We start from the raw sequence: 24,055 nt of genomic DNA on the forward strand, positions 1-24,055 counted from the left end.
GCGCCCCTCTAGGAAGTGGAAGAGTCGACGCATGCAGGTCTGGCCGGGACAGGCGTATCCGCTAGGTGCCACGTACGACGGTGCGGGCACCAATTTCGCGGTGTTCTCCGAGGCGGCACAACGTATCGAGCTGTGTCTGCTGCACGACGACGGTTCGGAGACGGCCGTCGAGCTCCGCGAGTCCGATGCCTTCGTCCGTCACGCTTATCTGCCCGGCATCATGCCGGGGCAGCGGTACGGCTTCCGGGCGCACGGCCCGTACGAGCCGGCGCAGGGTCTCCGCTGCAATTCCGCGAAACTGCTGCTGGACCCGTACGCCAGGGCGGTCAGCGGCAGCATCGACTGGGACGAGGCGGTCTACGGCTACCACTTCGGGAAGCCGGACAGCCGGAACGATCTGGACTCGGCGCCGCACACGATGGCGTCGGTCGTCGTCAATCCGTATTTCGACTGGGGTGACGACCGCCCGCCGCGTACGGATTACCACGAGACCGTGATGTACGAGGCGCACGTCAAGGGCCTCACGATGCTGCACCCCGAGCTCCCCCAGGAGCTGCGGGGTACGTACGCGGCGCTGGCGCATCCCGTGATCATCGATCATCTGCGCGACCTGGGCGTCACGGCCCTGGAGCTGATGCCCGTACACCAGTTCGTCAATGACCACCGGCTGGTGGACGAGGGGCTGGCGAACTACTGGGGTTACAACACCATCGGCTTCTTCGCGCCGCACAACGCGTACGCCTCCTGGGGCGACCGCGGCCAGCAGGTGCTGGAGTTCAAATCGGCGGTGCGCGCGCTGCACCAGGCGGGCATCGAGGTCATCCTCGACGTGGTCTACAACCACACCGCCGAGGGCAACCACATGGGCCCGACGCTGTCCTTCAGGGGGCTGGACAACCCTTCGTACTACCGCCTCACGGACGACCCGCGGTACTACATGGACACCACGGGCACCGGCAACAGCCTCTTGATGCGCAGCCCGCACGTGCTCCAGCTGATCATGGACTCGCTGCGCTACTGGGTGACCGAGATGCGGGTGGACGGCTTCCGCTTCGACCTTGCGGCGACCCTGGCCCGGCAGTTCCACGAGGTCGACCGGCTGTCGTCGTTCTTCGACCTGGTGCAGCAGGACCCGGTGGTCAGCCAGGTGAAGCTGATCGCGGAGCCCTGGGACGTCGGCGAGGGCGGCTATCAGGTGGGCAACTTCCCGCCGCTGTGGACGGAATGGAACGGCAAGTACCGCGACACCGTGCGCGACCTCTGGCGCGGCGAACCCCGCGCGCTCGCGGAGTTCGGGTCCCGGCTGACCGGTTCCTCCGACCTGTACCAGGGCGACGGGCGCCGGCCGCTGGCCTCCGTCAACTTCGTGACCTGCCACGACGGCTTCACCCTGCACGACCTCGTGTCGTACAACGACAAGCACAACGAGGCAAACGGCGAGGACAACCGGGACGGCGAAAGCTTCAACCGCTCCTGGAACTGCGGCGCCGAGGGCGAGACGGACGACCCCGAGGTGCTCGAACTGCGGGCCCGGCAGATCCGCAACTTCATCGCCACCCTGATGTTCTCGCAGGGCGTGCCGATGCTCAGCCACGGGGACGAGTTCGGCCGCACCCAGCAGGGCAACAACAACGCCTACTGCCAGGACAACGAGCTGGCGTGGGTGCACTGGCCCGAGGCGGGCGAGGACGGCGGGGGCAAGGAGCCCCTGGAACTGCTGGAGTTCGTGCGCCAGATGGTGTGGCTGCGGCGCGACCACCCGGTGTTCCGGCGGCGCCGCTTCTTCCACGGGCGCCCCATGGAGGGCACGCACGACGAGCTGTCGGACATCGCGTGGTTCACCGCCGAGGGCGAGGAGATGAAGCAGCGCGACTGGCAGGCGGCGCACGCCAAGTCGCTGATGGTCTTCCTCAACGGCAGCGCGATCTCCGAGCCGGGCAAGCGCGGGGAGCGGATCTCCGACGACTCCTTCCTGCTGCTCTTCAACGCGCACGGCGAGGAGAAGGAGTTCACCGTGCCGATCGACCACGGGCGGCAGTGGCAGGCCGTGGTCGACACCGCGACCCCGAAGGCGGTCGCCGAGGGCGGCCCGAAGGTCCGCGCCGGGGACACGCTCACGCTGGTGGGGCGGAGTCTGATGGTGCTCCAGCGGCCCGCCTGACGGAGGCCCCGTCCGCTCCTGTGCCCGGCCCGACGCCTCCGTACGGGGGCGTGGCGGGCCGGGTGCGGAAGCGGACGGTCAGCGCGAGGCACAGCACGAGGACGGCGGCGGCGACCGCCACGGCGAAGGCGGCGACTGGGCCGTAGGACTCCGCCAGCCGCCCGGACAGGGCCAGCGCGAGGGCCTGCCCGCCGACGACCGAGCTGGTCAGGAAGGCCATCGACTCGGCCATCCGGCGGGCGGGGACCAGCCGTTCGGTGAGCGCGAAGATCGTGATGAGGTGCGGCGCGAAGGCCACCCCGAGCACCACGACCACCGCGTACAGCGCTCCGAGGGAGCCGACGAAGAGCAGCGGTACGGAGAGCACGGTCAGGCCCACGGCGGCGGCCCGCCAGCGGGCCGGCAGGCCGACGCGGGCCGGGACGAGGACCAGCGACAGCCCGGCCACGGCGCTCATGACGCCCATGGCGGCGTAGACCAGACCCGCGTGGCCGGGAGCGCCGAGCCGCTCGGTGAGCGCGGTGATGCCGGCCTGTGAGGCGCCGAACATGGCGCCCTGCAGGGCCATGGAGACGCGCAGGACGTGCGCGGCCCGCGGGATGCCGGGCCGGTCCCGCCGAGCCGCCCTGCGGCGTTCTCGCGCCTCGGCGTGTCGCTGCCGCCGGGAGAGCGGCCGCCCGGGGTGTGCGGTACGGCCGTACGCCGTGGGCCCGCCCGCCGCCCGCGCCCCGGGGGCCGTCAGCCGCGCCGTCGGGTGCAGCGCGAACGCCGAGCCGCAGCCGGCCAGGAGCAGCGCCGCCAGCCCCAACGCGACGGCGGGATGGGCGGCCGACGCGGCGACGCCCACGAGGGCGGGGCCCAGCACGAAGGACACCTCGTCCAGCGTGCCCTCCCAGGACAGCGCGGCGTTCACGGTGCGCTCGTCGGCCCCGCTCCGCCGTACCAGCGCGACCATCCGGGTCCTGGCGAGCGGCCCCACCTGGGGGACGGTCAGTCCGGCGAGCAGCCCTAGGAAGGCCAGCGGAAGCATGGCCAGGTGGGACAGCGCGGCGAGCACGAGGGCGGCGACGGCGAGGGCGTTGGCCCAGCAGGCCGCCAGGACCACCGGACGCTGGCCGTGCCGGTCGGCGAGCCGGCCGATGAGCGGCCCGGCCACCGTCTGTCCGGCGGCCAGCGCGCCGCCGGCCACGCCCGCCGTCGCCAGGCTGCCGCTGGTCTCGGCGACCAGCAGGACGCTGCCGAGCTGGCACATGGCCGTGGGCAGCCGGCCGAGGAAGGAGACGGCGGGCAGCACCGGGCCACTGGTGGCGAGCACGGTGCGGTAGGTGGCCAGGGCAGCGGTCATCGCACGACGCTATCGGGAGGGGCGCCGGCGCCCGTATGGGCAGGACGTACGAAGGAAAAACGGGGCACACCCCGCCCGATCGGATGAAGCAACAAGGCACCGCGCGGGTACGTGTGTCCCCATGACGCCCGAATCCAGCGCGCCGCCCACCGCCACCTACCGGTTGCAGCTCCAGCCCGGCTTCCCCTTCGCGGCCGCCGAGAAGGCCGTGCCGTACCTGGCCGACCTGGGTGTCTCGCATCTGCACCTGTCGCCCGTGCTCGGCGCCGTCCCCGGGTCCACGCACGGGTACGACGTGGTGGACCACTCCGTGGTGCGCGCCGAACTGGGCGGCGAGGAGGGGCTGCGCGCGCTGGCACGGACCGCCGCCGCACACGGTCTGCGGCTCGTGGTGGACCTGGTGCCCAACCACATGGCCCGGCCCGCCCCCGCCTCCTTGAACGGGCCGCTGTGGTCCGTTCTGCGGGACGGCCCCGCCTCGCCGTACGCCCGCTGGTTCGACATCGACTGGGACGGCGGGCACGGCGGGCGGCTGCTGATGCCCGTACTGGGCGGCCGACTGGCCGACGAGCTGCCCATGATGCGCATCGAGGGGGACGTGCTGCGCTATCACGAACACGCGTTCCCCATCCGCCCCGGTACGGAGCGCCTGCCGCTCCCCCGGCTCCTCGATGCGCAGTGGTACCGGCTCTCCTGGTGGCGGCTGGCCCGCACGGAGCTGAACTACCGGCGCTTCTTCACCATCTCCGAGCTGATCGCGGTCCGCGTGGAGGACCCCGAGGTCTTCCGGGCGACGCACGCGACGGTGCTGCGGCTCGTCGAGGACGGCGTGATCGACGGGCTGCGCATCGACCACCCGGACGGGCTCGCGGACCCCGCGGGCTACCTGGCGCGGCTGGCGCGGGCCACCGGCGGGCGCTGGACGGTCGTGGAGAAGATCCTCACCGGCGGCGAACGGCTGCCCCGGAGCTGGGCGTGCGCGGGCACCACGGGATACGACGCACTGCGCCACATCGACGGGCTCTTCGTGTGCCCGGAGGGCGCCGACGTGCTGTTCGGGGTCTACCGAGACACGGTGGCGCCGCTGGCGGACCGCGGCGGCGACTGGGAGGAAACGGTACGGCAGGCCGCCTGCGAAGTCGTCACCCACGAACTGGCGGCCGAGATCGACCGCCTGGTGCGGACGGCGACGCGCATCAGTGAGCGCACCCCGCACCACGGCGACCACGCCCCCTGGGCCCTGCGCCGCGCCCTGCACGAACTGCTCGTCCGGCTGCCCGTGTACCGGCCCTACGCGCAGGACCCGTGGTGCGCCGAACGGGACGCGGCGATGCTGGAGGCCGCCGCGGAGGGGGCGGCCGGCGCCTTCGAGGTGCGCGAGGAGGCCCGTTCCGTGGAGCTGGTGCGCGACCTGGCCCTGGGCCGCCTGGCCGACGGCGCCGAGGACGACGACGGCGCGGACCACGCCGACTTCGCCGCCCGCTTCGCGCAGACCGCCTCGGCGCTGCACGCCAAGTCGGTCGAGGACCGCGCCTTCTACCGCTACACGCCGCTGTTGTCGGCCTGCGAGGTCGGCGGCGACCCTGGGTGCCCGGCGGTCACCGTGGACGCCTTCCACGCCTTCTGCGGCCATCTCCAGGAGAACTGGCCGACCTCCGGGACCGTCCTGTCCACCCACGACACGAAACGCAGCGCCGATGTCCGGGCCCGGATCGCCGCGTTGAGCGAGTGCCCCGAAGGCTGGCGCGAGGTCCTGGCCCGCCTGAACACGCGCACTGCCCTCACCCTGGACAGCCCGGAGCCCGACCCGCAGATGGCGTGGACCGCCTGGCAGACCGCCTTCGGAATGGCACACCCGGGTCCGGGGGCGGGCACGGCGACCGCTCCGGAGGCAGGTGCGGCGACCGCTCCGGGTGCGGGCGCCTACGCCGCCTCTTGCCAGCAGGACGGCGCCGCCCCGTACCGGCAGGACGGCCCCGCTTCGTACGGGCACGACGGCGCCTCCTTCGAGAGGCTGGAGCCGGCGATCCTGAAGGCCGTGCGGGAGGCGGCGCTGCACACCACGTGGACCGAGCAGGACGCCACCTACGAGGAGTCGGTCACGGACTTCCTGGAGGCGGGCCCGTGCAGCCCCACCGCCGCCGCCGAACTGGCCGCGTTCGCCGACGAGCTGTCCCCCTTCGTCCGCGCCAACGTGCTCGGCGCGGCGCTGCTGCACCTCACCATGCCGGGCGTACCGGACCTCTACCAGGGCACCGAGCGGGAGTTCACCGCGCTCGTCGACCCCGACAACCGTGCGCCCGCGCGCTACTCCCCGGAGTTCCTGGCCGACGTGGACGGCGGTACGGACGGCGGCGCGCCGGCCGGCGACCCGCAGGGCTTCCCGGACCTCTCCGCCGAGAAGCTGCGGCTGACCGCGGCCGCGCTGCGGCTGCGCCGGGCGCACCCGGACTGGTTCGGCCCGGAGGGCACCTACCGGCCGCTGCACGCCGACGGCGACCCGTACCGGCACTGTGTGGCGTTCGCCCGCGCGGACCGCGCGGTGACCGTGGCCACGCGGCTCTCGCTGCGCCTCGCGGAGTCCGGCGGCTGGCACTCGGCCGCCCTGCGGCTGCCGGACGCGCCGTCCGGGGTCTGGCACGACCTGCTCACGGGCCGCGACTTCGAGGGCGCGTCCGTACCGCTGTCCGCGCTCCTGGACCGGCTGCCGGTCGCGCTCCTCGTGCTCAGCGCCCCGTGAGCACGTAGGCGACGCTGCCGAAGCTGACGTGGTCGCCGGGTGCCACGGCGACCTCGCCGAGGACCCGGCGGCCGTTGACGTACGTGCCGTTCATGGAGCCGAGGTCGCGCAGCAGCCAGGTCTCCCCCGAGGTGCGGAGCTGGGCGTGGGAACGGGAGACCGTGTCGTGGTGGAGGCGCAGCCCGGCCCCCGGGGCACGGCCGATCAGGAGGGGGAACGGTCCGGGGTCGGGCAGCAGGAGCTTGGGGAGGCGCTCCGTGCGCCACGCCCTGCGGACCGTGAGATGGAAGGAGGACGCCTTGCCGACCGCGCGCAGCACGGCGGCCTGGAAGCGGCCGCGGGTCGCCAAGTCGCCGGTCGCCCGCTCCAGTTCGCTGCGCTGACGGGCGGAGAGCACCAGTTCCAGGCGGCGCAGGAAGGTGTCCTGGGACAGCCGCCCGTCGGCCGCGCCCTCGCGCAGCAGATCCAGCGCGCGGTCCCGCTCTGCATCCGACAACCGGGCCGGCCGAGCCGGGAATTCGAGCGATGACATGTCCATGATTCTCCGGCGGGCCCGCGTTCCTGTCCAGACGAGGCCCGGCCGTCACCCGGCCTCCATCTCGGAGGACGGTGCGCAGGCCCGATCAGTTCCGGCGGAAAATCCCTGGCGCCCCGCGCGTGGCCCAGGATATGGTCTCGCCACAGCTTGGAACGCATGAGCGGAAGGAGGCGGAACGGCATGTACGGCACGGCCCATGACCTGTTCGCGCACTCCCGCGCCGCCCGCTCCATACGCTGACGGGCCATCGGGAGCGCGCTCCCCGAGAGGACCCCTCCCCATGACCGATCCGGTCATCCGCGCGCTCACCGAAGGCGACGCGCATCTCTTCCACACCCTGGACGACCCCACGGCCCCGCTCCTGGGCCACGAACTCTTCGGCCGCCCCTACGCCACGCGCACGGCCGGCGGCGAGTACCGCCCCGACTGGACCTGGGTCGCGCTGCGCGACGGCGTCGTCGTGGCACGCGCCGCGTGGTGGGCGGGCCCGGACGACTCCCGCCCGCTCTCCCTGGACCGGCTGGACTTCGCGCCCGGCGAGGCGGCCGCCGCGGCGGAGCTGCTGCGTACCGCCCCGCTGTCCGCCGAGTACGTGCTGATGCTGCCGCCCGACTGGCGCGACCGGCCCGACGTACGGGCCGCGGCGGAGGCCCGGATCGCCGTCGTACGGGCCGCCGGGCTGCGCCCCGTGGTCGAGCGCTTCCGGTACGACTGGACCCCGGAGTGCGGCGTGCCCGCGGACCCCGGGCGGCTGGTCTTCCGGCCCGAGCCGGACGACGAGGTGATCCTGGACGTGCTGCGGCAGGTCGAGCGGGGCTCGCTGGACATGCACGCCCGGCAGGCCGTCGCCGCGGGCGGCATCGAGCAGGCCGCCCGCGAGGAGCTGGCGTTCTTCCACTGGTGCCCGTCGCCGCGCGAGTGGTGGCGGGTGGCGTACACGCCCGCGGGCGACCTGGTGGGGCTGCACGTCCCGGCCCGTAACCACGCCGCCCCGATCGTGGGCTTCATCGGGGTGGTTCCCGGCCAACGTGGCCACGGCTACGCCTACGACCTGCTGGTCGACTGCACACGCCGGCTGGCCTCGCTCGGCGTGGACCGGATCGTCGCCGATACGGACCAGCACAACACCCCAATGGCGGCGGCATTCGCCAAGGCGGGCTACCCCGTCACCCAGGAGCGTGCTTTCTTCGACAGGTAGACGCGCGCAGGCGCATCGGTGTCCGCGGGGGCGCGTCGCCGTGCCGTGGCGAGGAGGGAGAGGCCGTCGTGCTCTTCGAGGTGTGGGCTCCGGAAGCCGAGCGGGTCGCGCTCGAACGGTGGGACGGCGACGGGGGCCGGGACGCGGCCCCCGTGACCGTCCCCCTGACGCGCTGCCCCTCCGGTACGGGCTGGTGGCGGGCGGAGGCGCCGGCCCGCCACGGGGACCGGTACGCCTTCCGGCTGGACGGCGGCGAGCCGCTGCCCGACCCGCGCGCCGCCCGGCTGCCGGACGGGCCCGGCGGCCCGGCGGCGGTCGTGGACCACGCCCGGTACGCCTGGCAGCACGACTGGCCGGGCCGCGGACTGCCCGGCGCCGTCCTCTACGAGCTGCACATGGGCACGTTCACGCCCGGCGGCACATTCGACACCGCCATCGAACGGCTGCCGCACCTGAAGGACCTCGGCATCACGCACATCGAAGTGATGCCGGTCTGCCCCTTCCCGGGCACCCACGGCTGGGGATACGAGGGCGTAGCCCCCTGGGCGGTGCACGAACCGTACGGCGGCCCGGACGGGCTGAAGCGCTTCGTGGACGCCGCGCACGGCCTCGGGCTCGGCGTCGTCCTGGACGTCGTGCACAACCACCTCGGCCCCGACGGCAACCACCTGTCCGCCTTCGGGCCGTACTTCACCGACACCCACCACACCCCCTGGGGCGCCGCCGTCAATCTCGACGCCCCCGGGTCCGACGAGGTACGCGCCTACTTCCTCGGCAGCGCCCTGTCCTGGCTGCGCGACTACCGGATCGACGGGCTGCGCCTGGACGCCGTGCACGCGCTGCACGACGGCCGGGCCCGGCACTTCCTCGCCGAGCTCTCGGAGGCGGTCGACGCGCTCGGCACGCAGCTGCGCCGGCCGCTGTTCCTGATCGCCGAGTCCGACCTCAACGATCCGCGCACCATCGCCCCTCGCCCCTACGGGGGGCACGGTCTGCACGCCCAGTGGAACGACGACTTCCACCACGCCCTGCACACCGCACTGACCGGTGAGTCGCAGGGCTACTACGCGGACTTCGCGCAGGCCCCGATGGCGGCCCTGGCCACCACTCTGAGCAGCGGCTTCTTCCACGCCGGCACGTACTCCAGCTTCCGGGGGCGTACGCACGGCGCGCCGCTGGACACGCACACCGTCCCTGCACATCGCCTGCTCGGTTACGCCCAGACGCATGACCAGATCGGGAACCGCGCGCTCGGCGACCGCCTCTCGGAGCAGCTCTCGCCCGCCCTCCAGGCGTGTGCCGCGGCCCTCGTGCTGTGTGCTCCGTACACGCCGATGCTCTTCATGGGTGAGGAGTGGGGCGCCGGTACGCCCTGGCAGTTCTTCACCGACCACACCGACCCCGGGCTGGCGGCGGCGGTGCGCGAGGGACGCCGCCGGGAGTTCGCCTCGCACGGCTGGCAGGCCGAGGACATCCCCGACCCGCAGGACCCGGCCACGCGGGAGCGTTCCTGCCTGGACTGGAAGGAGCCGGGCCGCGCCCCGCACGCCGATCTGCTCGGCTGGTACCGCACGCTGCTCGCGCTCCGCCGCGACCGTGCCGCGCTCACCGACCCGGACCTGACGCGGACGCGGGTGACGTACGACGAGGACGGGCGGTGGCTGCGGCTGGACCGTACGGCCGGCCACGGCCCCGGCGGGGTGCTGCTGGCCGTGAACCTGCACCCCACCCGTACGGCGGCCGTGCCGGTGCCGTACGAGGGGGCACGGCCGCTGGCGGGATGGCCCGCGCCGCAGGAGCCCGGCGGGGACGGGCTCCTGCGGCTGCCCCCGGAGTCGGTGACGGTCCTCGGGACGTGACGCGGCTCCGGGGGCCGGCGGGGCTTCAGGAGGTGCTGCGCTCCGCCTCGGGCGCGGCGGCCGGCTCACCGTCCGCCTGCTCCGGGTCGCCGTCCAGCTCCCGCTCGCTGACTGCCACGGCCGCCAGCTCCGCCTTCAGGTCGAGGTTGCGGGTGAGCAGGTAGTACAGGCCGCCGCCGATGAGCAGGCCGGGCACGAAGGACAGGTCGGCACCGCCCAGCGCCTCGGCGGCCGGGCCCTCGTAGGCGTGGGTGGCGAAGAACGGGATCATCGTGACGAAGCCGACGGCGTAGGAGACGATGCCGCGCCAGGACCAGCGGCCGTAGATGCCGCCCTTCGAGTCGAAGATCGCGGTGACCGCGTAGTGGCCGCGCCGCACGCAGTAGAAGTCCACCAGGTTGACCGCGGTCCACGGCACCAGGAAGTACAGCATCATCAGCACGAACGTGTTGAAGCTCTCCAGGTAGTTCTCCGGGAGCGACATGGCGACGACGAAGATGACGACGCCCACCGCCGCGATACCGGCGACCCGCAGCCGGACCGTCGGCTTGACCGTGCGGAAGGCGTCCACGGCGCTGGTGGTGGTGAGCATCGCGCCGTACGCGTTGACCGCCGTGATGCCGATCAGAGCGACGGAGGAGACCACTACGGCGAAGGTGCCGAAGCCGGGCAGGATGGCGTTGCCGACCTGGCGGATACCGGTGATCGCGCCCGGCTCGGGCAGCGCGGAGGACAGCAGCGCGCCGAGCGACATCAGCCAGACGGCGGAACCGGCAGCGCCGGCGTAGGTCCACCAGATGACCTTGCGGGCCGAGACGTCGCGCGGCAGGTAGCGGGAGTAGTCGGAGACGTAGATGGCGTAGCTGATCTGGTAGCCGGCCGCCGCGGAGAAGACGACCAGGAAGGAGGTCCAGGTCGAGCCGCCTCCGGACGCCGCGGCGTGCGCGGTACCCGGGTCCAGCTGGACGATCGCGCCGATGGTGAGGACGCCGAACACGGCGATCAGTACGTAGGTCAGCCAGCGCTGGACGAGGTGCAGCAGATCATGGCCGACGACCGCGAGGACGATCGCGACGGCGATGATCAGCGCGTACCAGAGGGTGGTGCCGCCGGGGAGCACCGTTTGCAGGCCCTCGGTGGCCAGCACGACGTTGAAGACGTTGAAGCCGATGTAGACGAAGACCACGGCGGCGAAGGGGACGATCACCCCGCGGGTGCCGAACTGGGCCCGCGACTGGATCATCTGCGGCAGGCCCATCCGGGGGCCCTGGTTGGCGTGGAACGCCATGAAGAAGGTGCCGAAACAGGCGCCGAGGACCACGGCCAGTACGGACATGCCCAGGCCGAGCCCCAGCTCGGGACCGAGGAACCCGGTGACCATCGTGGTGAGCACGAAGTTCCCGGTGAACCAGAACGGCCCCTGGTGCCAGACCTTGCCGTGGCGCTCGCGCACGGGCACGTAGTCGATCGAGCGTTGTTCGACCCTGGGGGCAGCCATGGGTCCTCCTCGGGTGGTGCGGTGAGCGGCGCGGGGCCGTACGGGAACGGTGAGCGGCTGGGGAGCCGCACGGGGACGGGAACGGCCCGCGGGGATGGTGCGGCCCGTGTCTCAGCACGGTGGTGTGAACCTACGGGCCCGTTCGGAGCCGCTTCGATCGCCCGATCGTCCATCCGATAGATATGTGATGGACACTATGTCTATGCCGCTGTACCTCACCGACCTCCTGGCCCGTGCCGACCTGAACCTCTCGGTCACCGGCGACCCGGCGCCCGGGCTGCTGGACCGCACGATCGAGGCCGCCACCGTCTCCGACCTGCTGCGTCCCGGGGAGTGGCTGCAGGGCGGCGAGCTGCTGATGACCATCGGCCTGCTGCTCCCGATGGAGCCCGCCGACTGCCGGGCGTACGTCGCCGACGTGGCGGCCGGCGGGGCCGCGGCCCTGGCGCTCGGCCTCGGGCACGGCCTGCCGTACCAGGCGGCGCCGCAGCCCCTGGTGGACGCGGCACAGGAGGCCGGGCTGCCGCTGCTCACCGTCCCGGACGAGGTGCCGTTCATCGCCGTCACGAAGGCGGTCTTCGAGGCGCGCGCCCACGAGGAGCGGCAGGTGCTCCAGCGGGCCTTCGCGACCCAGCGGCGGCTGACCGCGGCGGCCACCGACAACGGGCTGCGCCCGATGCTGGAGGAGTGGACGGCCGCCACCGGGGTCGGCGCCGCGGTCCTCGACCCCATGGGCCGGCTGCTCGCCTCGGGCGGGCCGGACGCCGCCCCCGTGGTGGACGACGCCCGCGACCTCATCGACCGGGTGGCCTCCCGAGGGCTGCGCGGCAGCGCCGCCAGTACGGCCGGCGGGCTGCAGCTGGAGGTGCAGCCGCTGGGCGCCCGCCGGCTGCGCGGCCTGCTCCTCCTCAGCGGCGGCACGGACGCCGCGGCCCGCGCCGTCGTACCGGGCCTCGTCTCGCTGCTCTCCCTGGAGCTGGAGCGCCGCCACCTCATGGACGAGCCCGAGCGGCGCCGCCGCTCCGCACTCCTCGCCGAACTGCTCGCCGAGCCGGAGGCCGGCCAGGAGCGGGCCACGGGCCGTGCGCGGGACATCCTCGCCTCCGTGGGGCTCGCCGCCGACCGCGTACGGGGCGTGGTGTTCGAGGCCCCACGAGAGACCGCCCAGGAGTCGGCCGCCGATCTCGCCCTCGCCGTGCCGGGCGGGCTGGTGCGGGCCACGGAGGGCGGCCTCGTCGAGGCGGTGGTCGGTGCGGAGCTGGACGTACGCGACGTCCTCGGCCGCTTCGCCCCGGGCAGCCCGGCCGGTCTCGGCCCGCTGACGGCCCCGGAGGCCGTCCGGACGTCCCTGCGGCAGGCCGCCGGGCTGCTGGGCCTGAGCCGGGCCGCGGGCGAGCCTGTCGAGGCCCGGGAGAGCCAGGCCAGCCGACTGCTCCTGGAGCTGGGCGACCGGCGCACCCTCCTCGGCTACGCGGACGCCGTCCTCGGCCCCCTCGACCTCACGGACAACGGCGAGGAGCTGATCGGGACGCTGGCCGCCTGGCTGGAGTCCGGCGGCTCCTGGGACACCACCAGCCGCCGGCTGGGCGTCCACCGGCACACCGTCCGCAACCGGCTCGACAAGGCGATGGCCCTCACCGGCCGCCGGCTCGACGACGCGGACGACCGCTTCGACCTGTGGCTGGCGACGCGCATCCGGCGCGGGGGCCGGGTCTAGCACCCGGCGGGCCGGCGCCTCAGTGCCGGGCGCGGCTCGGCTGGACGCGGGTGGGCTCGCCCGGCATCTTCGGGTGATCGGGCGGATAGGGCAGGTCACCGAGATCGGCGTCGCGCTCGGCGAGTTCAAAGACGCGTTCCAGTCCGAAGGCGTGGTCGGCCATGTCGGCGTGCACGTCGCCCCGTTCCGCGTACCGGGCCGGCATCGTGCCCAGGTCGAAGTCGAACGGCTCGGCGTCGTCCAGCTCGTCCCAGTCCAGCGGCGCGGACACGGTGGCACGCGGCCGCGGGCGGACCGAGTAGGCGGAAGCGATGGTGCGGTCCCGTGCCATCTGGTTGTAGTCGACGAACACCCGGGTGCCGCGCTCCTCCTTCCACCAGGCCGTGGTGACCCGGTCCGGCATCCGGCGGGACAGCTCGCGGCCGAGGGTGATGGCCGCGCGCCGCACCTCGGTGAAGGTCCAGCGCGGCTCGATCGGTACGTAGACGTGCAGACCGCGGCCCCCGGAGGTCTTCGGCCAGCCGCGCAGCCCCAGTTCGTCCAGGAGCGCGTGCAGCTCGTGGGCGGCCCGTACGGCGTCCTTGTAGTCGGTGCCCGGCTGCGGGTCGAGGTCGATGCGCAGCTCGTCGGGGTGGTCGGGCCGGTCGCGGCGGACCGGCCAGGGGTGGAACGTCAGGCAGCCGAGGTTGGCCGCCCAGAGCACGGCGGCGACCTCGGTGGGGCAGATCTCGTCGGCGGAGCGGCCGCTGGGGAAGGTGATGTGGGCCGTCGGGAGCCAGTCGGGCTTGTTCTTCGGGGCACGCTTCTGGAAGAACGATTCACCCGTGACGCCGTCCGGGTACCGCTCCAGGGTCGTCGGCCGGTCGCGCAGCGCACGGATGATGCCGTCGCCGACGGCCAGGTAGTACTGCGCCACGTCCAGCTTCGTGAAGCCGCGCTCCGGGAAGTAGACCTTGTCCGGGTGCGACAGCCGTACGGTACGGCCGCCGGCCTCGATCTCCGTCGCCGCGCTCTCGGCGTCGCCCGCAGCGCCGCCCGCACCCCTGGTCCCGCGCGCAGCTCCGGCGCCCCGCGCGCCTCCGGTACCGCCTGCACCGCCCATGACCGCCACGGTAAGGGCGCGCGGCCGGGTGCGCTCGCCGGGCGACACAAGGGACGTACGCGCACAATCGAGACATGGATCTCCCGGTGATGCCGCCCGTGAAGCCGATGCTGGCGAAGCCGGCGGCGAAGATCCCGCCCGGCATGCAGTACGAGGCCAAATGGGACGGGTTCCGGGCCATCGTCTACCGGGACGGCGACGAGGTCGAGCTCGGCAGCCGTACCGGCAAGACCCTCACCCGCTACTTCCCTGAACTGGTCGAGGCGCTGCGCGCCAATCTCCCCGAACGCTGCGTCCTCGACGGGGAGATCGTGATCGCGCGCGGCGACCGGCTGGACTTCGACGCGCTCACCGAACGCATCCACCCCGCCAAGTCCCGGGTGGACCTGCTCGCCGAGCGCACCCCGGCCGGCTTCGTGGCGTTCGACCTGCTGGCACTGGACAACGAAGCGCTGCTGAGCACGCCCCAGAAGGAGCGGCGAACACGGCTCACCGAAGCGCTGCGGGGCACCGAGGCCCCCGTACACCTCGCGCCCGCCACCACCGACCGCGACGTCGCCGCCGAGTGGTTCACGCAGTACGAGGGCGCCGGGCTGGACGGCGTGATCGCCAAGCCGCTGGACATGCCGTACCGGCCCGACGAGCGGGTCATGGTCAAGGTCAAGCACGAACGCACGGCCGACTGCGTACTGGCCGGCTTCCGCTACCACAAGAGCGGTCCGGTGGTCGGCTCGCTGCTGCTGGGCCTCTACGACGCGGCCGGGACGCTGCAACACGTAGGGGTGTGCGCCGCGTTCTCCATGAAGCGGCGCGAGGAACTGGTGACGGAGTTGGAGCCGCTGCGCATGACGTCGGCGACGGGCCACCCCTGGGCCGACTGGGCGAACGAGGAGGCCCACGAGTCCGCGCGGATGCCCGGCGCGCCCAGCCGCTGGAGCGGCAAGAAGGACCTGTCGTGGGTGCCGCTGCGCCCGGAGCGCGTCCTGGAGGTCGCGTACGACCACATGGAGAACGGGCAGCGCTTCCGGCACACCGCTCAGTTCCGCCGCTGGCGGCCGGACCGTACGCCGGAGAGCTGCACGTACGCACAGCTGGAGGAGCCGGTGCGGTATGACCTGGGGAAGGTGCTGACCCGCACGGTGAAGTGAGCCGCGCGGCAGGCCCCGTGGCCGTCGCGCCGGGCGCTACGCCAGGTCGGCACCCTTGGCGACGACGACGCCGTAGTGGTCTCCGATCGTGGCGAGCGCGCTGTGGTGGATCTGCTCGGCGGACAGGTCGGTACCGGCGCCCGTCAGGGGCCGCGTGGCACAGGCGTCGGCGACGACCGTGGGCGCGTAGCCGCGCAGGAACGCGCCCTCGGCGGTGAAGGTGACGCACATGTGCGTCATGAAGCCCGCGATGATCACGTTCTTGCGGCCGGCGGCCTCGACCTTCTGCTGCAGGTCGGTGTCGTGGAACGCGTTCGGCGCATGCTTCACCACGACCGGCTCGCCGTCCGCCGGCGCCACGTCGGGGTGGAGGGAGCCGATCTCCGCGCGGATGTCGTACGGGGTGCCGGGGCCGCCGTCGTGGGCGACGTGGACGACCGGTGTCCCCCCTTCGCGCGCCCGCGCCAGCAGCGCCGCGGCGGCGTCCAGCGCCGTGCGCCAGCCGGGCAGCTCCAGCACGCCCCGGGTGTAGGTGCGCTGGAAGTCGACCATGATCAGCGTGGCGTCGGCGAGGGAGGCCGGGGCCTCGTCGAATCCGTTGAGCTGCCGCAGCGTCGTCGTAGTCATGGTAAAAGCCCTTCTCAGGCGGGGTGTTGGGGCGCCGGTCGCCTGGCGGCGCCGATGTGTTCGACGCTACGATCCGCTCGTCGATGTCGGCAATGTCAGGCAACTTGCAGATCCGGACACGCGACTGCTCCGGACACTCAGCGGGGTCGGCAACTCCGGACACTCAGCAGTTCCAGTCACACACGAGGGGGATGCGTGCCCGCACCGGAACGACTCGTCGTCATCGTCGTCTTCGACGGCGTCGACCTGCTGGACATCACCGGGCCGCCGGAGGTTTTCGCCCTGCTGCGGCGCGAGATCGGCACCGATACCGATGCCGAAACCGGCGCTGGTACCGGCTATGAGGTGCTGCTGGCCGCGGAGACCGCGGAGCCGGTCACCACCGCCGCCGGGGTGCGGGTCCTGCCCGACATCACGTTCGACGAGGTGACCGGCCGGGGCATCGACACACTCCTGGTACCCGGCTCCGTACGCATCGACGCCGACCGGCGCGTGACCGCCCTGGCGGAACCGGCCGTCACCGCCCGCGTCGAGCAGCTCGCCGGCACCGCGCGCCGCGTCGCCTCCGTGTGCGTCGGCGCCCACATCCTGGCCGCCGCCGGCCTGCTCGACGGGAAGCGCGCGACCACGCACTGGTCGACCGCCCGCCAGCTCGCCGCCGACCATCCGGCCGTCACCGTGGACGCCGACCCGATCTTCATCCGCGACGGCGCCGTGTGGACCGGCGCGGGCATCAGCTCCTGCCTCGACCTGTCCCTGGCCCTGGTCGCCGAGGACTTCGGCGAGGCCGCGGCGCTGCGCGTGGCCCGCCAGCTCGTGATGTACCTCAAGCGCCCCGGCGGACAGAGCCAGTTCTCCGTGCCCCTCGAACCCGTCTCCCCCACCCGCCGGATCGAGGAATTGCGGCACTACATCAGCCGCAACCTGTCCGGGCCGCTCGGCCTCGCCGACCTGGCCGCGTACGCGCACGTCTCCGAACGCCAGCTCTCGCGCATCTTCAAGGCCGACCTCGGCATGACACCGGCCGCGTACATCGAGTCCGCCCGCGTCGAACTCGCCCGCAACCGGCTGGAATCCACCGACGACACCCTCGAACGCATCGCCGGGACCTGCGGCTTCGGCACCGTCGACACCCTCATCCGGGCCTTCCGCCGCCAATTGGCGACCACACCGACGGAGTACCGCAACGGATTCCGCTTCGCCGCGCGGTGAGGCGCGCCGTGCGCCTCACCCGTACGGCTCATCCGCTCGGTACGAGCGACGAGGCCCTGCCCAGGAGGCGGGGCCCCGTTCGTGCGCGCCGGAATGGCCGGCCCGCCGGGCTCAGCCCTCGTCGGCGGCCAGTCGCAGCGAGATGGAGTTGATGCAGTAGCGCTGGTCGGTGGGGGTGGCGTAGCCCTCGCCCTCGAAGACGTGACCGAGGTGGGAGCCGCAGCGGGCGCAGCGGACCTCCGTACGGACCATGCCGTGGGAGCGGTCCTCCAGCAGCTCGACGGCGTCGGAGTCCTTCGGGTCGTAGAAGGACGGCCAGCCGCAGTGGCTGGCGAACTTCGTGTCCGACCGGAAGAGCTCCGCGCCGCAGGCCCGGCAGGAGTAGACGCCGGACGTCTCGGTGTCGGTGTACTCGCCGACGAAGGCGGGCTCCGTGCCGGCCTCGCGCAGGACGTGGTACTCCGCGGGGCTCAGCTCCGCGCGCCACTGCTCGTCGGGCTTGTCGATCTCGTAGGCCATGCTCTCGCTCCTTCGGGCCGGTGGGTGTCCGGTGGGTCCGCCTCAGGCGTCGAGGCGGGCCAGGATCTCGGGTCCCAGCTCCGTCACGTCGCCCGCGCCCATGGTCAGAACAAGGTCACCGGGGCCCGCCATTCCGGCGACGACCTCGGGGATCGCGCCCTTGTCGTGCTCGGCGGCCACCGTCGCGCCGGCCGCCTCGGCGGCCTTCACGATCATGTCGCTGGTCACGCCGGGGATCGGGTCCTCGCGGGCCGGGTAGATGTCCAGGACCACGGAGGCGTCGGCCAGCGCCAGCGCCTGGCCCATCTCCCGGCCCAGCTCCTGGGTGCGGGAGAAGAGATGCGGCTGGAAGACGACGAGTACGCGGGAGCCGGCGGCGGCGCCCCGGATCGCCTCCAGGTCGGCGGTCATCTCGGTGGGGTGGTGCGCGTACGAGTCGATGACCTGGACGCCCTTGGCCTCGCCCTTGAGCTGGAGGCGGCGCTTGACACCGGTGTACGAGCCGAGGGCGGAGGCCAGGTTGTGCGGCGGGAGGCCGAGCGCGGTGCCGGCGGCGAGGGCCGCGACGGCGTTGAGGGCGTAGTGCCGACCGGGCACGGAGACGGTGAAGGTGAGGACCTTGCCGTTCGTGAGGGTGACGGTGACCTCGCTGGTCAGCCCGCGCTGGTTGATCTTGACGACCCGCACGTCGGCGTCCTCGGCCTCGCCGTAGGTGACGACCGAGAGGTCGGCGCGGCCGCGGACGCGGGCGGTCAGCTCGCGGGCGCCGGGGTGGTCGGCGGAGATCACGAGGGTGCCGCCGGGGCGCACCTTGCCGACGAAGGTCTCGAAGGACTCGTAGATCTCGTCCATCGAGGCGTAGTTGGCGTGGTGGTCCAGCTCGACGTTGAGGATGATCGCGACTTCCGGGGCGTACTTGTGGAAGCTGCGGTCCGACTCGTCGGCCTCGGCCACGAAGATCTCCCCCGCGCCGTGCCGGGCGTTGGAGCCGGGCGCGTCGAGGTCGCCGCCGATGGCGTACGAGGGGTCGAGGCCCAGGGTGGTGAGGGCGACGGCCAGCATGGAGGTGGTGGTCGTCTTGCCGTGCGTGCCGGCGACGGCGAGGGGGCGGGCGCCGTCCATCAGGGCGGCCAGGGCGTCGGAGCGGTGCACGACGGGGATGCCGCGCTCGGCCGCTGCGGCCAGCTCGGGGTTGTCGGCCCGGATGGCCGAGGAGACGACGACGCTGGTGGCGTCCGCCGCGAGGTGCTCGGCGGCGTGGCCGATGTGCACCGTGGCGCCGGCCTCGCGCAGGGCCAGGACGGTCGCCGACTCCCGGGCGTCGCTGCCCGCCACGGCGGCGCCGCGCTGCGCCAGGATCTTCGCGATGCCGGACATGCCGGCGCCGCCGATGCCGATGAAGTGCGGTCGGTCCATCGCGGCCGGGATGCCGGGTGCCATCGTGACGTCTCCCTGGTCGGTGTGGTCGGCCGGCGGTCGCCGGCCGGCTTGTCGGTCGGGCTCGATTCTCGCACCCCGCACCGACAAACCCGGCCACGGCCGGTCGGCCCCCGCCACGCGGCGCGGCTCAGCGCCGGATGAGTCCCTGCGCCGTCGCCGCCGCGACCGCGGACGTGCGGGAGTCGACCCCGAGCTTGGTGTAGATGTGCACGAGGTGGGACTTCACGGTCGCCTGGCTGAGGAAGAGCCGCTTGCTGATCCGCGCGTTGGACAGGCCGTCTGCGACCAGCTGCAGCACCTCGGTCTCGCGGCGCGAGAGCGCGGCCGCGGGGGTGCGCATGCGGTCCATGAGGCGCAGCGCGACGGCCGGCGCGAGCGCGGACTTCCCCGCCGCCGCGGTGCGGACCGCGGCGGCCAGTTCCTCGGGCGGCGCGTCCTTGAGGAGGTAGCCGGTGGCGCCCGCCTCGATGGCGGCGAGAATGTCGGCGTCCGTGTCGTACGTGGTGAGCACCAGGACGCGGGGCGCGCCCTCCTGGGCGGTGATCTCGGCGGTGGCCTGCGCGCCGCGCATCTCGCCCGCGAACTGGAGGTCCATGAGGACCACGTCGACGCCGAGCGTGGCCGCGAGCGCCACGGATTCCTCGGCGGTGGGGACGTCGGCGACCACCTCGAAGTCCGGTTCCGTCTCCAGGACGGCCCGCAGCCCGGCGCGTACCACGGGGTGATCGTCGGCCAGGAGGAGGCGGATACGGCCGCCTTCCGGGGCGGCGGGGCTGCCGGTGCGGGGAGTGTCGGTCACGTGCGGGCCTGTTCGGAGGGGTCGGGCGGGGTGGTGGGCAGGTCAGCATGGGGCGGGTGCGCGAGGGGCAAGGTGACCGCGACGGCCGTCCCCTCCCCCGGCGCCGATTCGACCACGAAGGTGCCGTGCAGGGCCCGCGCACGGGCGCGCATCGCGGCGAGGCCGAAGCCGGCGCCCTCGGTGTCCGTACCGGGGACCGGGACCGTATCGGGCCGGAACCCGGTTCCGTCGTCCACGACATCGAGGGCGACCTCGGTGTCCATGTAGCTGAGCGTCAGCTCCGCCCGTTGTGCCGCGGCATGCCGCACCGTGTTGGCCAGCGCCGACTGGGCGATGCGGAGCAGGGCGACCTCCTGGGCGGTGGGCAGGCCCGTGGGCGTACCGGACACATGGCAGTGCACGGCCAGTCCGGAAGCGCGTGCCGTGGTGGCGCACAGCCGCTCCAGGGCGGCGGGCAGCGAGCCGTGTTCCAGGCCGGGTGGGCTCAGGGCACGGACGAAGCGGCGGGCCTCCGCGAGGTTGTCGACGGCGGCCTCGCGGGCGTGCCGTACGTGACCGAGGGCGTCCCCGGGACGTTCGGGCAGGGAGCGTTCCGCGGCGCGCAGGAGCAGCTGGATGCTGGACAGGCCCTGGGCGAGGGTGTCGTGGATCTCGCGCGCGAGCCGTTCGCGCTCGGCCAGGACCCCCGCGGTGCGTTCGGCGGCGGCCAGGTCGTTGCGGGCCTCCGTCAGCTCTTCGACGACGCGGCGGCGCTGCTCGCTCTCCCGGTACAGCGCCTGGTACCCGAGCACGACGGCGACCGCGACGGCCGCGCCGAGAGCGGGCCCGATGACCGTGCCGACGGTGAGCGTGCCGGCGTGCCACCCGAAGCCCCCGACGGCCACGGCGGTGGTGACCGCGACGACCGGCAGCGCCCACCTCAGGGGCAGCAGGTGGAGTTGCACGAAGAAGAGCGGGAAGGCGATCCACACGGCGTCCGGGGTGAGCAGGACCAGGGTCGCCCAGACGGCCAGTACGGCAGCGAGCCAGAGGGCGGCGGCAGCGGGCGCGGCGGAGACCTTCGGGAGGACGGGCCCGAGCGCGTACACGAGGGCGAGCACGATCGCCGCCCCGATGACGGCCGGCGTGTCGGGCGCATGCGCGGCGGCCGCGCGGCCCGCGGCGAGCGCCAGCAGCGCGGCGACCATCAGGTGCAGGCAGAGACGCAGCACACGGAGGACGGGGGTGAGGGAGTGCGGGTTCACGTGCTCATTCCGGTCTTCACGTACTCGTACGGGTACGGGGCGCCGCTCCGCCCCCGGGGCGCTCCTCAAGGCTAGGCGAACCCCACCCCTCCGGCATCAACCGAAAGATTGACCGATACCGCCCTCTTTCCATCCGCGGGAAGCCCTCCGCCGCGCGATGCCCGGTGCACCCCACCCCGGCGACATTGAACGACAACCGCCGGGCACCGGACCCGGCACCGTGCGCAAAGGACGTCCAAGGACCGTGTTCGTCGCCTGGAGAGACCTGAGGTTCGCCAAGGGCCGGTTCGCCCTGATGGGGACCGTCATCGTGCTGATCACCGTGCTGGTGGGACTGCTGTCCGGCCTGACGGCCGGCCTCGGCCGGGAGAACACCTCGGCGATCACCCACCTGCCCGCCGACCACCTCGTATTCTCCTCCCCCGCCGCGGACGACGTCTCGTTCACCGACTCACGCATCAGCACGAAGACCGCCGAGCGCTGGGCCACCGTGCCCGGAGTGGAGCGGGCCGATCCGCTGGGCATCGCCACCACGAAGGCCGAGTCCGGCTCACGAAGCGCCGCACTGTCCGCCTTCGGAGTCCGCCCCGGCTCCACCCCTGAGGCACAGCGGGTCGCACCCGGCAGGGCGGTGCTCTCCCACCAGGCCGCCGAGGAACTGGGCGTACAGACAGGCGACCGGTTCACACTCGCCGGACAGCGCCTGCAGGTGACGGCCGTCGCAGGCGAAGCGATGTACAGCCACACCCCCGTCGCATGGCTCTCCCTCGCCGACTGGCAGCGACTGAGCGGAAGCGCGGCCGGCTCGACCGTCCTCGCACTGACCACCCGGAACGCCACGCCCGCCGACCTGGCAGCGGCCGACCGACGACTCGGCACCACAACGCTGAGCACCGCCGACTCCCTCCGGGCCATCGGCTCCTACACCGCCGAGAACGGCTCGCTCCAACTGATGCGCGGCTTCCTCTTCGCCATCTCGGCGCTGGTCATCGGCGCGTTCTTCACCGTATGGACGATCCAGCGCAGCGGCGATGTCGCCGTGCTGAAGGCGCTCGGCGCCTCGACCCGCTACCTCCTCAAGGACGCGCTGGGCCAGGCAGTCGTCCTGCTGGCCCTCGGTACGGGGCTGGGCACCGCGCTCGCGGCCGGAGTGGGCGCGGCGGTCGGCGGCACCGTGCCCTTCGTCCTGGAACCGGCCACCGTGCTCGTACCGGCGCTGATCATGATCACGCTGGGCGCGGCCGGCGCGGCCCTGGCCGTCCGCCGCATCACCTCCGTGGACCCCCTGACGGCCCTCGGGAGCGCCCGGTGACGCTCCACCCTCGCCCCGGCCCCCGTACCGCCCCGAACACCCCGTGGAGCGCCCGATGACCCTCGCCCTGACCGACGTCACCCTCACCTACCCCGACGGCGACGCCCGGCTGACCGCACTGGACGCGGTATCACTCCACGTACCGGCCGGCTCGACGACCGCCGTCATCGGCCCTTCGGGGTCCGGCAAGTCCAGCCTGCTGGCGGTGGCCGCCACCCTGATCACCCCGGACCGCGGCACCGTCACGATCGACGGCGTGGCGACCACCGGGATGAGCCGCGCCCGGCTGACGGCACTCCGCCGCGACAAGGTCGGCACGGTGTTCCAGCAGCCCAACCTCCTCCCCTCACTGACCGCGGCCGAACAACTCCAGGCGATGGCCCACGTGGCCGGCCGGTCACCCCGCAGGGCGGCGTCACGAGCGCGCGAGCTGCTGGCCTCGGTGGGCCTGGCGGACCACGCCGACCGCCGCCCCCACCAGCTCTCGGGCGGCCAACGCCAACGCGTCAACATCGCGAGGGCCCTCATGAACGAGCCGTCGGTCCTCCTCGTGGACGAGCCCACCAGCGCCCTGGACCAGGAACGCGGCGCGGCCGTACTGGAACTGCTGACCGCCCTCACCCACGAACGCGCCACAGCCACGGTCCTCGTAACCCACGACCCCTCACACCTGAAATCGGCGGACACGGTAGTGACGGTCCAGGACGGCCGACTCGGCCCACAATCACCAACGGCCACCTGACACCCAACAGAACCCCCACCCACCCCGCCTTTCCAGCACCCACGGACGGGAGGGGACGGGCCGGAGCGGTAGGGGGTCCGGACGTAAAGCGAAGCAGTCCGGACCCCCTGCCGCGGAGGCCCGGCACCGTGACGTCAAGCCCCGCGCAGCGGCCCCGCCCGTCGCAGGCGAAACGGCGCCGCACCCGGCAACGGCGGGCACCAGCCACCAACCGCCCCCGCGGGCGTCACAGCGCGTCAGCCGGCTGGCGAATCCCGCTCCCCCGCCGGCTCCCCCGCATGGGAAAACAGCTTCAGCACAGGCACCCCGACCTTGTGCCGAGCCCGCGAGGCCCAGTCACGGTGGAAGAACTCCTCCACGAAGTGCGGCGCGGTCAGCACGATCACCTCATCGGCCCCCGTCTGGTCGACGACCGACCGCAGCAGGTCCAGCGGGTGGTCCTCGACCACCTGCCCAATGGCCTCAGCGCCCGCGTTCCGCAGCTGCTGCAGGGTGGACGACAGGGCCCGCTCAGCGGGCGGCTCCGCCTCCTCGCCCTCTGGCTCGTCACCCTCCCGCACCGCCTCGTCGAACTCGCCGAGGGCGACGTCGTCGATGGCCCGCAGCAAGACGTCCTGCTCGCCGCGCGGCTGCATGAGGACGACGAAGGAGACCTCGTCGTCGCCGTGCAGCGTGGTCACGAACTCCACGTCCGCGGGCGCCAGAGGCTTCTCGATCATCAATACGCTCGTGAACACGACGCGTGCCCTTCTTCTCCGCTTCATGGGCCGCCCCGGGGAGCGGCCCGACAGAAACCATCCTGCCCCGCCGCGGGGCGGGGCCTTTGTCCTTTAGTGTGCCCAATGGAAGCTAAG

At 73.1% G+C, this 24,055-nt stretch carries 19 protein-coding genes; 9 read left to right on the top strand and 10 right to left on the bottom strand.

Annotated elements, in window-relative coordinates:
- Nucleotides 1-31: 31 nt before the first annotated feature.
- Nucleotides 32-2,161 (top strand): glycogen debranching protein GlgX, encoded by a 2,130-nt coding sequence (gene glgX / locus ACIGQF_RS35630; RefSeq protein ID WP_399719298.1) that lies wholly within the window; start codon nucleotides 32-34, stop codon nucleotides 2,159-2,161.
- Here glgX and ACIGQF_RS35635 read toward each other — a convergent pair.
- The gene (locus ACIGQF_RS35635) at nucleotides 2,115-3,506 is read right to left on the bottom strand and encodes an MFS transporter (RefSeq protein WP_399719300.1); all 1,392 of its coding nucleotides are present in this window, start codon (nucleotides 3,504-3,506) and stop codon (nucleotides 2,115-2,117) included. The genes glgX and ACIGQF_RS35635 overlap by 47 nt on opposite strands.
- A 121-nt stretch (nucleotides 3,507-3,627) precedes the next feature.
- On the opposite strand from ACIGQF_RS35635, the gene treY reads away from it, so the two are divergent.
- Nucleotides 3,628-6,246: a malto-oligosyltrehalose synthase gene (gene treY, locus ACIGQF_RS35640; RefSeq protein WP_399719302.1), complete on the top strand. Its 2,619-nt coding sequence runs from the start codon at nucleotides 3,628-3,630 to the stop codon at nucleotides 6,244-6,246.
- On the opposite strand, the gene ACIGQF_RS35645 is transcribed toward treY, so the two are convergent.
- Nucleotides 6,233-6,778 carry an FHA domain-containing protein gene (locus ACIGQF_RS35645; protein ID WP_399719304.1) on the bottom strand — a complete coding sequence of 182 codons (546 nt, stop codon included), beginning with the start codon at nucleotides 6,776-6,778 and terminating at the stop codon, nucleotides 6,233-6,235. The two genes, treY and ACIGQF_RS35645, sit on opposite strands and share 14 nt — an antisense overlap.
- Before the next feature lie 286 nt (nucleotides 6,779-7,064).
- Here ACIGQF_RS35645 and ACIGQF_RS35650 point away from each other — a divergent pair, with 286 nt between their 5' ends.
- Together ACIGQF_RS35650 and treZ are read left to right on the top strand one after the other, a co-directional pair.
- Nucleotides 7,065-7,982: a GNAT family N-acetyltransferase gene (locus ACIGQF_RS35650; RefSeq protein WP_399719308.1), complete on the top strand. Its 918-nt coding sequence runs from the start codon at nucleotides 7,065-7,067 to the stop codon at nucleotides 7,980-7,982.
- A 68-nt stretch (nucleotides 7,983-8,050) separates the two neighbouring features.
- Nucleotides 8,051-9,841 (top strand): malto-oligosyltrehalose trehalohydrolase, encoded by a 1,791-nt coding sequence (gene treZ / locus ACIGQF_RS35655; protein WP_399719311.1) that lies wholly within the window; start codon nucleotides 8,051-8,053, stop codon nucleotides 9,839-9,841.
- 25 nt (nucleotides 9,842-9,866) lie between these two features.
- Here treZ and ACIGQF_RS35660 read toward each other — a convergent pair whose 3' ends face one another.
- Nucleotides 9,867-11,339, bottom strand: a complete 1,473-nt coding sequence (locus tag ACIGQF_RS35660) for a purine-cytosine permease family protein (RefSeq protein ID WP_399719314.1) — start codon at nucleotides 11,337-11,339, stop codon at nucleotides 9,867-9,869.
- Nucleotides 11,340-11,535: 196 nt separating this feature from the next.
- Here ACIGQF_RS35660 and ACIGQF_RS35665 point away from each other — a divergent pair, with 196 nt between their 5' ends.
- The gene (locus tag ACIGQF_RS35665; protein ID WP_399719419.1) at nucleotides 11,536-13,056 is read left to right on the top strand and encodes a PucR family transcriptional regulator; all 1,521 of its coding nucleotides are present in this window, start codon (nucleotides 11,536-11,538) and stop codon (nucleotides 13,054-13,056) included.
- 19 nt (nucleotides 13,057-13,075) lie between these two features.
- Here the strand turns inward: ACIGQF_RS35665 and ligD are convergent, their stop codons facing one another.
- Nucleotides 13,076-14,158, bottom strand: coding sequence for a non-homologous end-joining DNA ligase (gene ligD / locus ACIGQF_RS35670; protein WP_399719316.1), 1,083 nt, complete (start codon nucleotides 14,156-14,158; stop codon nucleotides 13,076-13,078).
- A gap of 74 nt (nucleotides 14,159-14,232) precedes the next feature.
- On the opposite strand from ligD, the gene ACIGQF_RS35675 reads away from it, so the two are divergent.
- Nucleotides 14,233-15,306 (top strand): ATP-dependent DNA ligase, encoded by a 1,074-nt coding sequence (locus ACIGQF_RS35675; protein ID WP_399719318.1) that lies wholly within the window; start codon nucleotides 14,233-14,235, stop codon nucleotides 15,304-15,306.
- Nucleotides 15,307-15,342: 36 nt separating this feature from the next.
- On the opposite strand, the gene ACIGQF_RS35680 is transcribed toward ACIGQF_RS35675, so the two are convergent.
- Nucleotides 15,343-15,933 (bottom strand): cysteine hydrolase family protein, encoded by a 591-nt coding sequence (locus ACIGQF_RS35680; protein WP_399719321.1) that lies wholly within the window; start codon nucleotides 15,931-15,933, stop codon nucleotides 15,343-15,345.
- A 195-nt stretch (nucleotides 15,934-16,128) separates the two neighbouring features.
- On the opposite strand from ACIGQF_RS35680, the gene ACIGQF_RS35685 reads away from it, so the two are divergent.
- Entirely contained in the window at nucleotides 16,129-17,145 is a 1,017-nt protein-coding gene (locus ACIGQF_RS35685) for a GlxA family transcriptional regulator (RefSeq protein ID WP_399719324.1), read from the top strand.
- Nucleotides 17,146-17,256: 111 nt separating this feature from the next.
- Here ACIGQF_RS35685 and msrB read toward each other — a convergent pair whose 3' ends face one another.
- From msrB to ACIGQF_RS35705, 4 genes are all read right to left on the bottom strand, one after another.
- A complete protein-coding gene (gene msrB / locus ACIGQF_RS35690; RefSeq protein ID WP_399719328.1) occupies nucleotides 17,257-17,664 on the bottom strand; it encodes a peptide-methionine (R)-S-oxide reductase MsrB in 408 nt (135 codons plus the stop codon).
- A 42-nt stretch (nucleotides 17,665-17,706) separates the two neighbouring features.
- Nucleotides 17,707-19,104, bottom strand: coding sequence for a UDP-N-acetylmuramate--L-alanine ligase (murC, locus tag ACIGQF_RS35695; RefSeq protein WP_399719331.1), 1,398 nt, complete (start codon nucleotides 19,102-19,104; stop codon nucleotides 17,707-17,709).
- 127 nt (nucleotides 19,105-19,231) lie between these two features.
- The gene (locus tag ACIGQF_RS35700) at nucleotides 19,232-19,903 is read right to left on the bottom strand and encodes a response regulator (protein ID WP_399719334.1); all 672 of its coding nucleotides are present in this window, start codon (nucleotides 19,901-19,903) and stop codon (nucleotides 19,232-19,234) included.
- Nucleotides 19,900-21,090 (bottom strand): sensor histidine kinase, encoded by a 1,191-nt coding sequence (locus ACIGQF_RS35705; protein WP_399719422.1) that lies wholly within the window; start codon nucleotides 21,088-21,090, stop codon nucleotides 19,900-19,902. Before ACIGQF_RS35705 ends, ACIGQF_RS35700 begins: the two co-directional genes overlap by 4 nt.
- A gap of 301 nt (nucleotides 21,091-21,391) precedes the next feature.
- Between ACIGQF_RS35705 and ACIGQF_RS35710 the strand changes: the two genes are divergently transcribed.
- Together ACIGQF_RS35710 and ACIGQF_RS35715 are read left to right on the top strand one after the other, a co-directional pair.
- Complete coding sequence (locus tag ACIGQF_RS35710; protein WP_399719337.1) at nucleotides 21,392-22,459, top strand: ABC transporter permease; 1,068 nt, start codon at nucleotides 21,392-21,394, stop codon at nucleotides 22,457-22,459.
- Between the two features lie 55 nt (nucleotides 22,460-22,514).
- Nucleotides 22,515-23,201, top strand: a complete 687-nt coding sequence (locus ACIGQF_RS35715) for an ABC transporter ATP-binding protein (protein WP_399719339.1) — start codon at nucleotides 22,515-22,517, stop codon at nucleotides 23,199-23,201.
- Between the two features lie 236 nt (nucleotides 23,202-23,437).
- Here ACIGQF_RS35715 and ACIGQF_RS35720 read toward each other — a convergent pair whose 3' ends face one another.
- Entirely contained in the window at nucleotides 23,438-23,938 is a 501-nt protein-coding gene (locus tag ACIGQF_RS35720) for an indole-3-glycerol phosphate synthase (protein ID WP_399719342.1), read from the bottom strand.
- Between the last annotated feature and the right edge of the window lie 117 nt (nucleotides 23,939-24,055).

Origin of the sequence: Streptomyces sp. NPDC053560, assembly GCF_044544605.1 — a bacterium.
Classification (GTDB): Bacteria; Actinomycetota; Actinomycetes; order Streptomycetales; family Streptomycetaceae; genus Streptomyces.

Excerpts from the sequence above, each read along its gene's own strand:
- glgX (WP_399719298.1), top strand. The coding sequence starts at position 32 with ATGCAGGTCTGGCCGGGACAGGCGTATCCGCTAGGTGCCACGTACGAC.
- ACIGQF_RS35635 (WP_399719300.1), bottom strand. The coding sequence starts at position 3,506 with ATGACCGCTGCCCTGGCCACCTACCGCACCGTGCTCGCCACCAGTGGC.
- treY (WP_399719302.1), top strand. The coding sequence starts at position 3,628 with ATGACGCCCGAATCCAGCGCGCCGCCCACCGCCACCTACCGGTTGCAG.
- ACIGQF_RS35645 (WP_399719304.1), bottom strand. The coding sequence starts at position 6,778 with ATGTCATCGCTCGAATTCCCGGCTCGGCCGGCCCGGTTGTCGGATGCA.
- ACIGQF_RS35650 (WP_399719308.1), top strand. The coding sequence starts at position 7,065 with ATGACCGATCCGGTCATCCGCGCGCTCACCGAAGGCGACGCGCATCTC.
- ACIGQF_RS35660 (WP_399719314.1), bottom strand. The coding sequence starts at position 11,339 with ATGGCTGCCCCCAGGGTCGAACAACGCTCGATCGACTACGTGCCCGTG.
- ACIGQF_RS35665 (WP_399719419.1), top strand. The coding sequence starts at position 11,536 with ATGTCTATGCCGCTGTACCTCACCGACCTCCTGGCCCGTGCCGACCTG.
- ligD (WP_399719316.1), bottom strand. The coding sequence starts at position 14,158 with ATGGGCGGTGCAGGCGGTACCGGAGGCGCGCGGGGCGCCGGAGCTGCG.
- ACIGQF_RS35675 (WP_399719318.1), top strand. The coding sequence starts at position 14,233 with ATGGATCTCCCGGTGATGCCGCCCGTGAAGCCGATGCTGGCGAAGCCG.
- ACIGQF_RS35680 (WP_399719321.1), bottom strand. The coding sequence starts at position 15,933 with ATGACTACGACGACGCTGCGGCAGCTCAACGGATTCGACGAGGCCCCG.
- msrB (WP_399719328.1), bottom strand. The coding sequence starts at position 17,664 with ATGGCCTACGAGATCGACAAGCCCGACGAGCAGTGGCGCGCGGAGCTG.
- murC (WP_399719331.1), bottom strand. The coding sequence starts at position 19,104 with ATGGCACCCGGCATCCCGGCCGCGATGGACCGACCGCACTTCATCGGC.
- ACIGQF_RS35705 (WP_399719422.1), bottom strand. The coding sequence starts at position 21,090 with ATGGTCGCCGCGCTGCTGGCGCTCGCCGCGGGCCGCGCGGCCGCCGCG.
- ACIGQF_RS35715 (WP_399719339.1), top strand. The coding sequence starts at position 22,515 with ATGACCCTCGCCCTGACCGACGTCACCCTCACCTACCCCGACGGCGAC.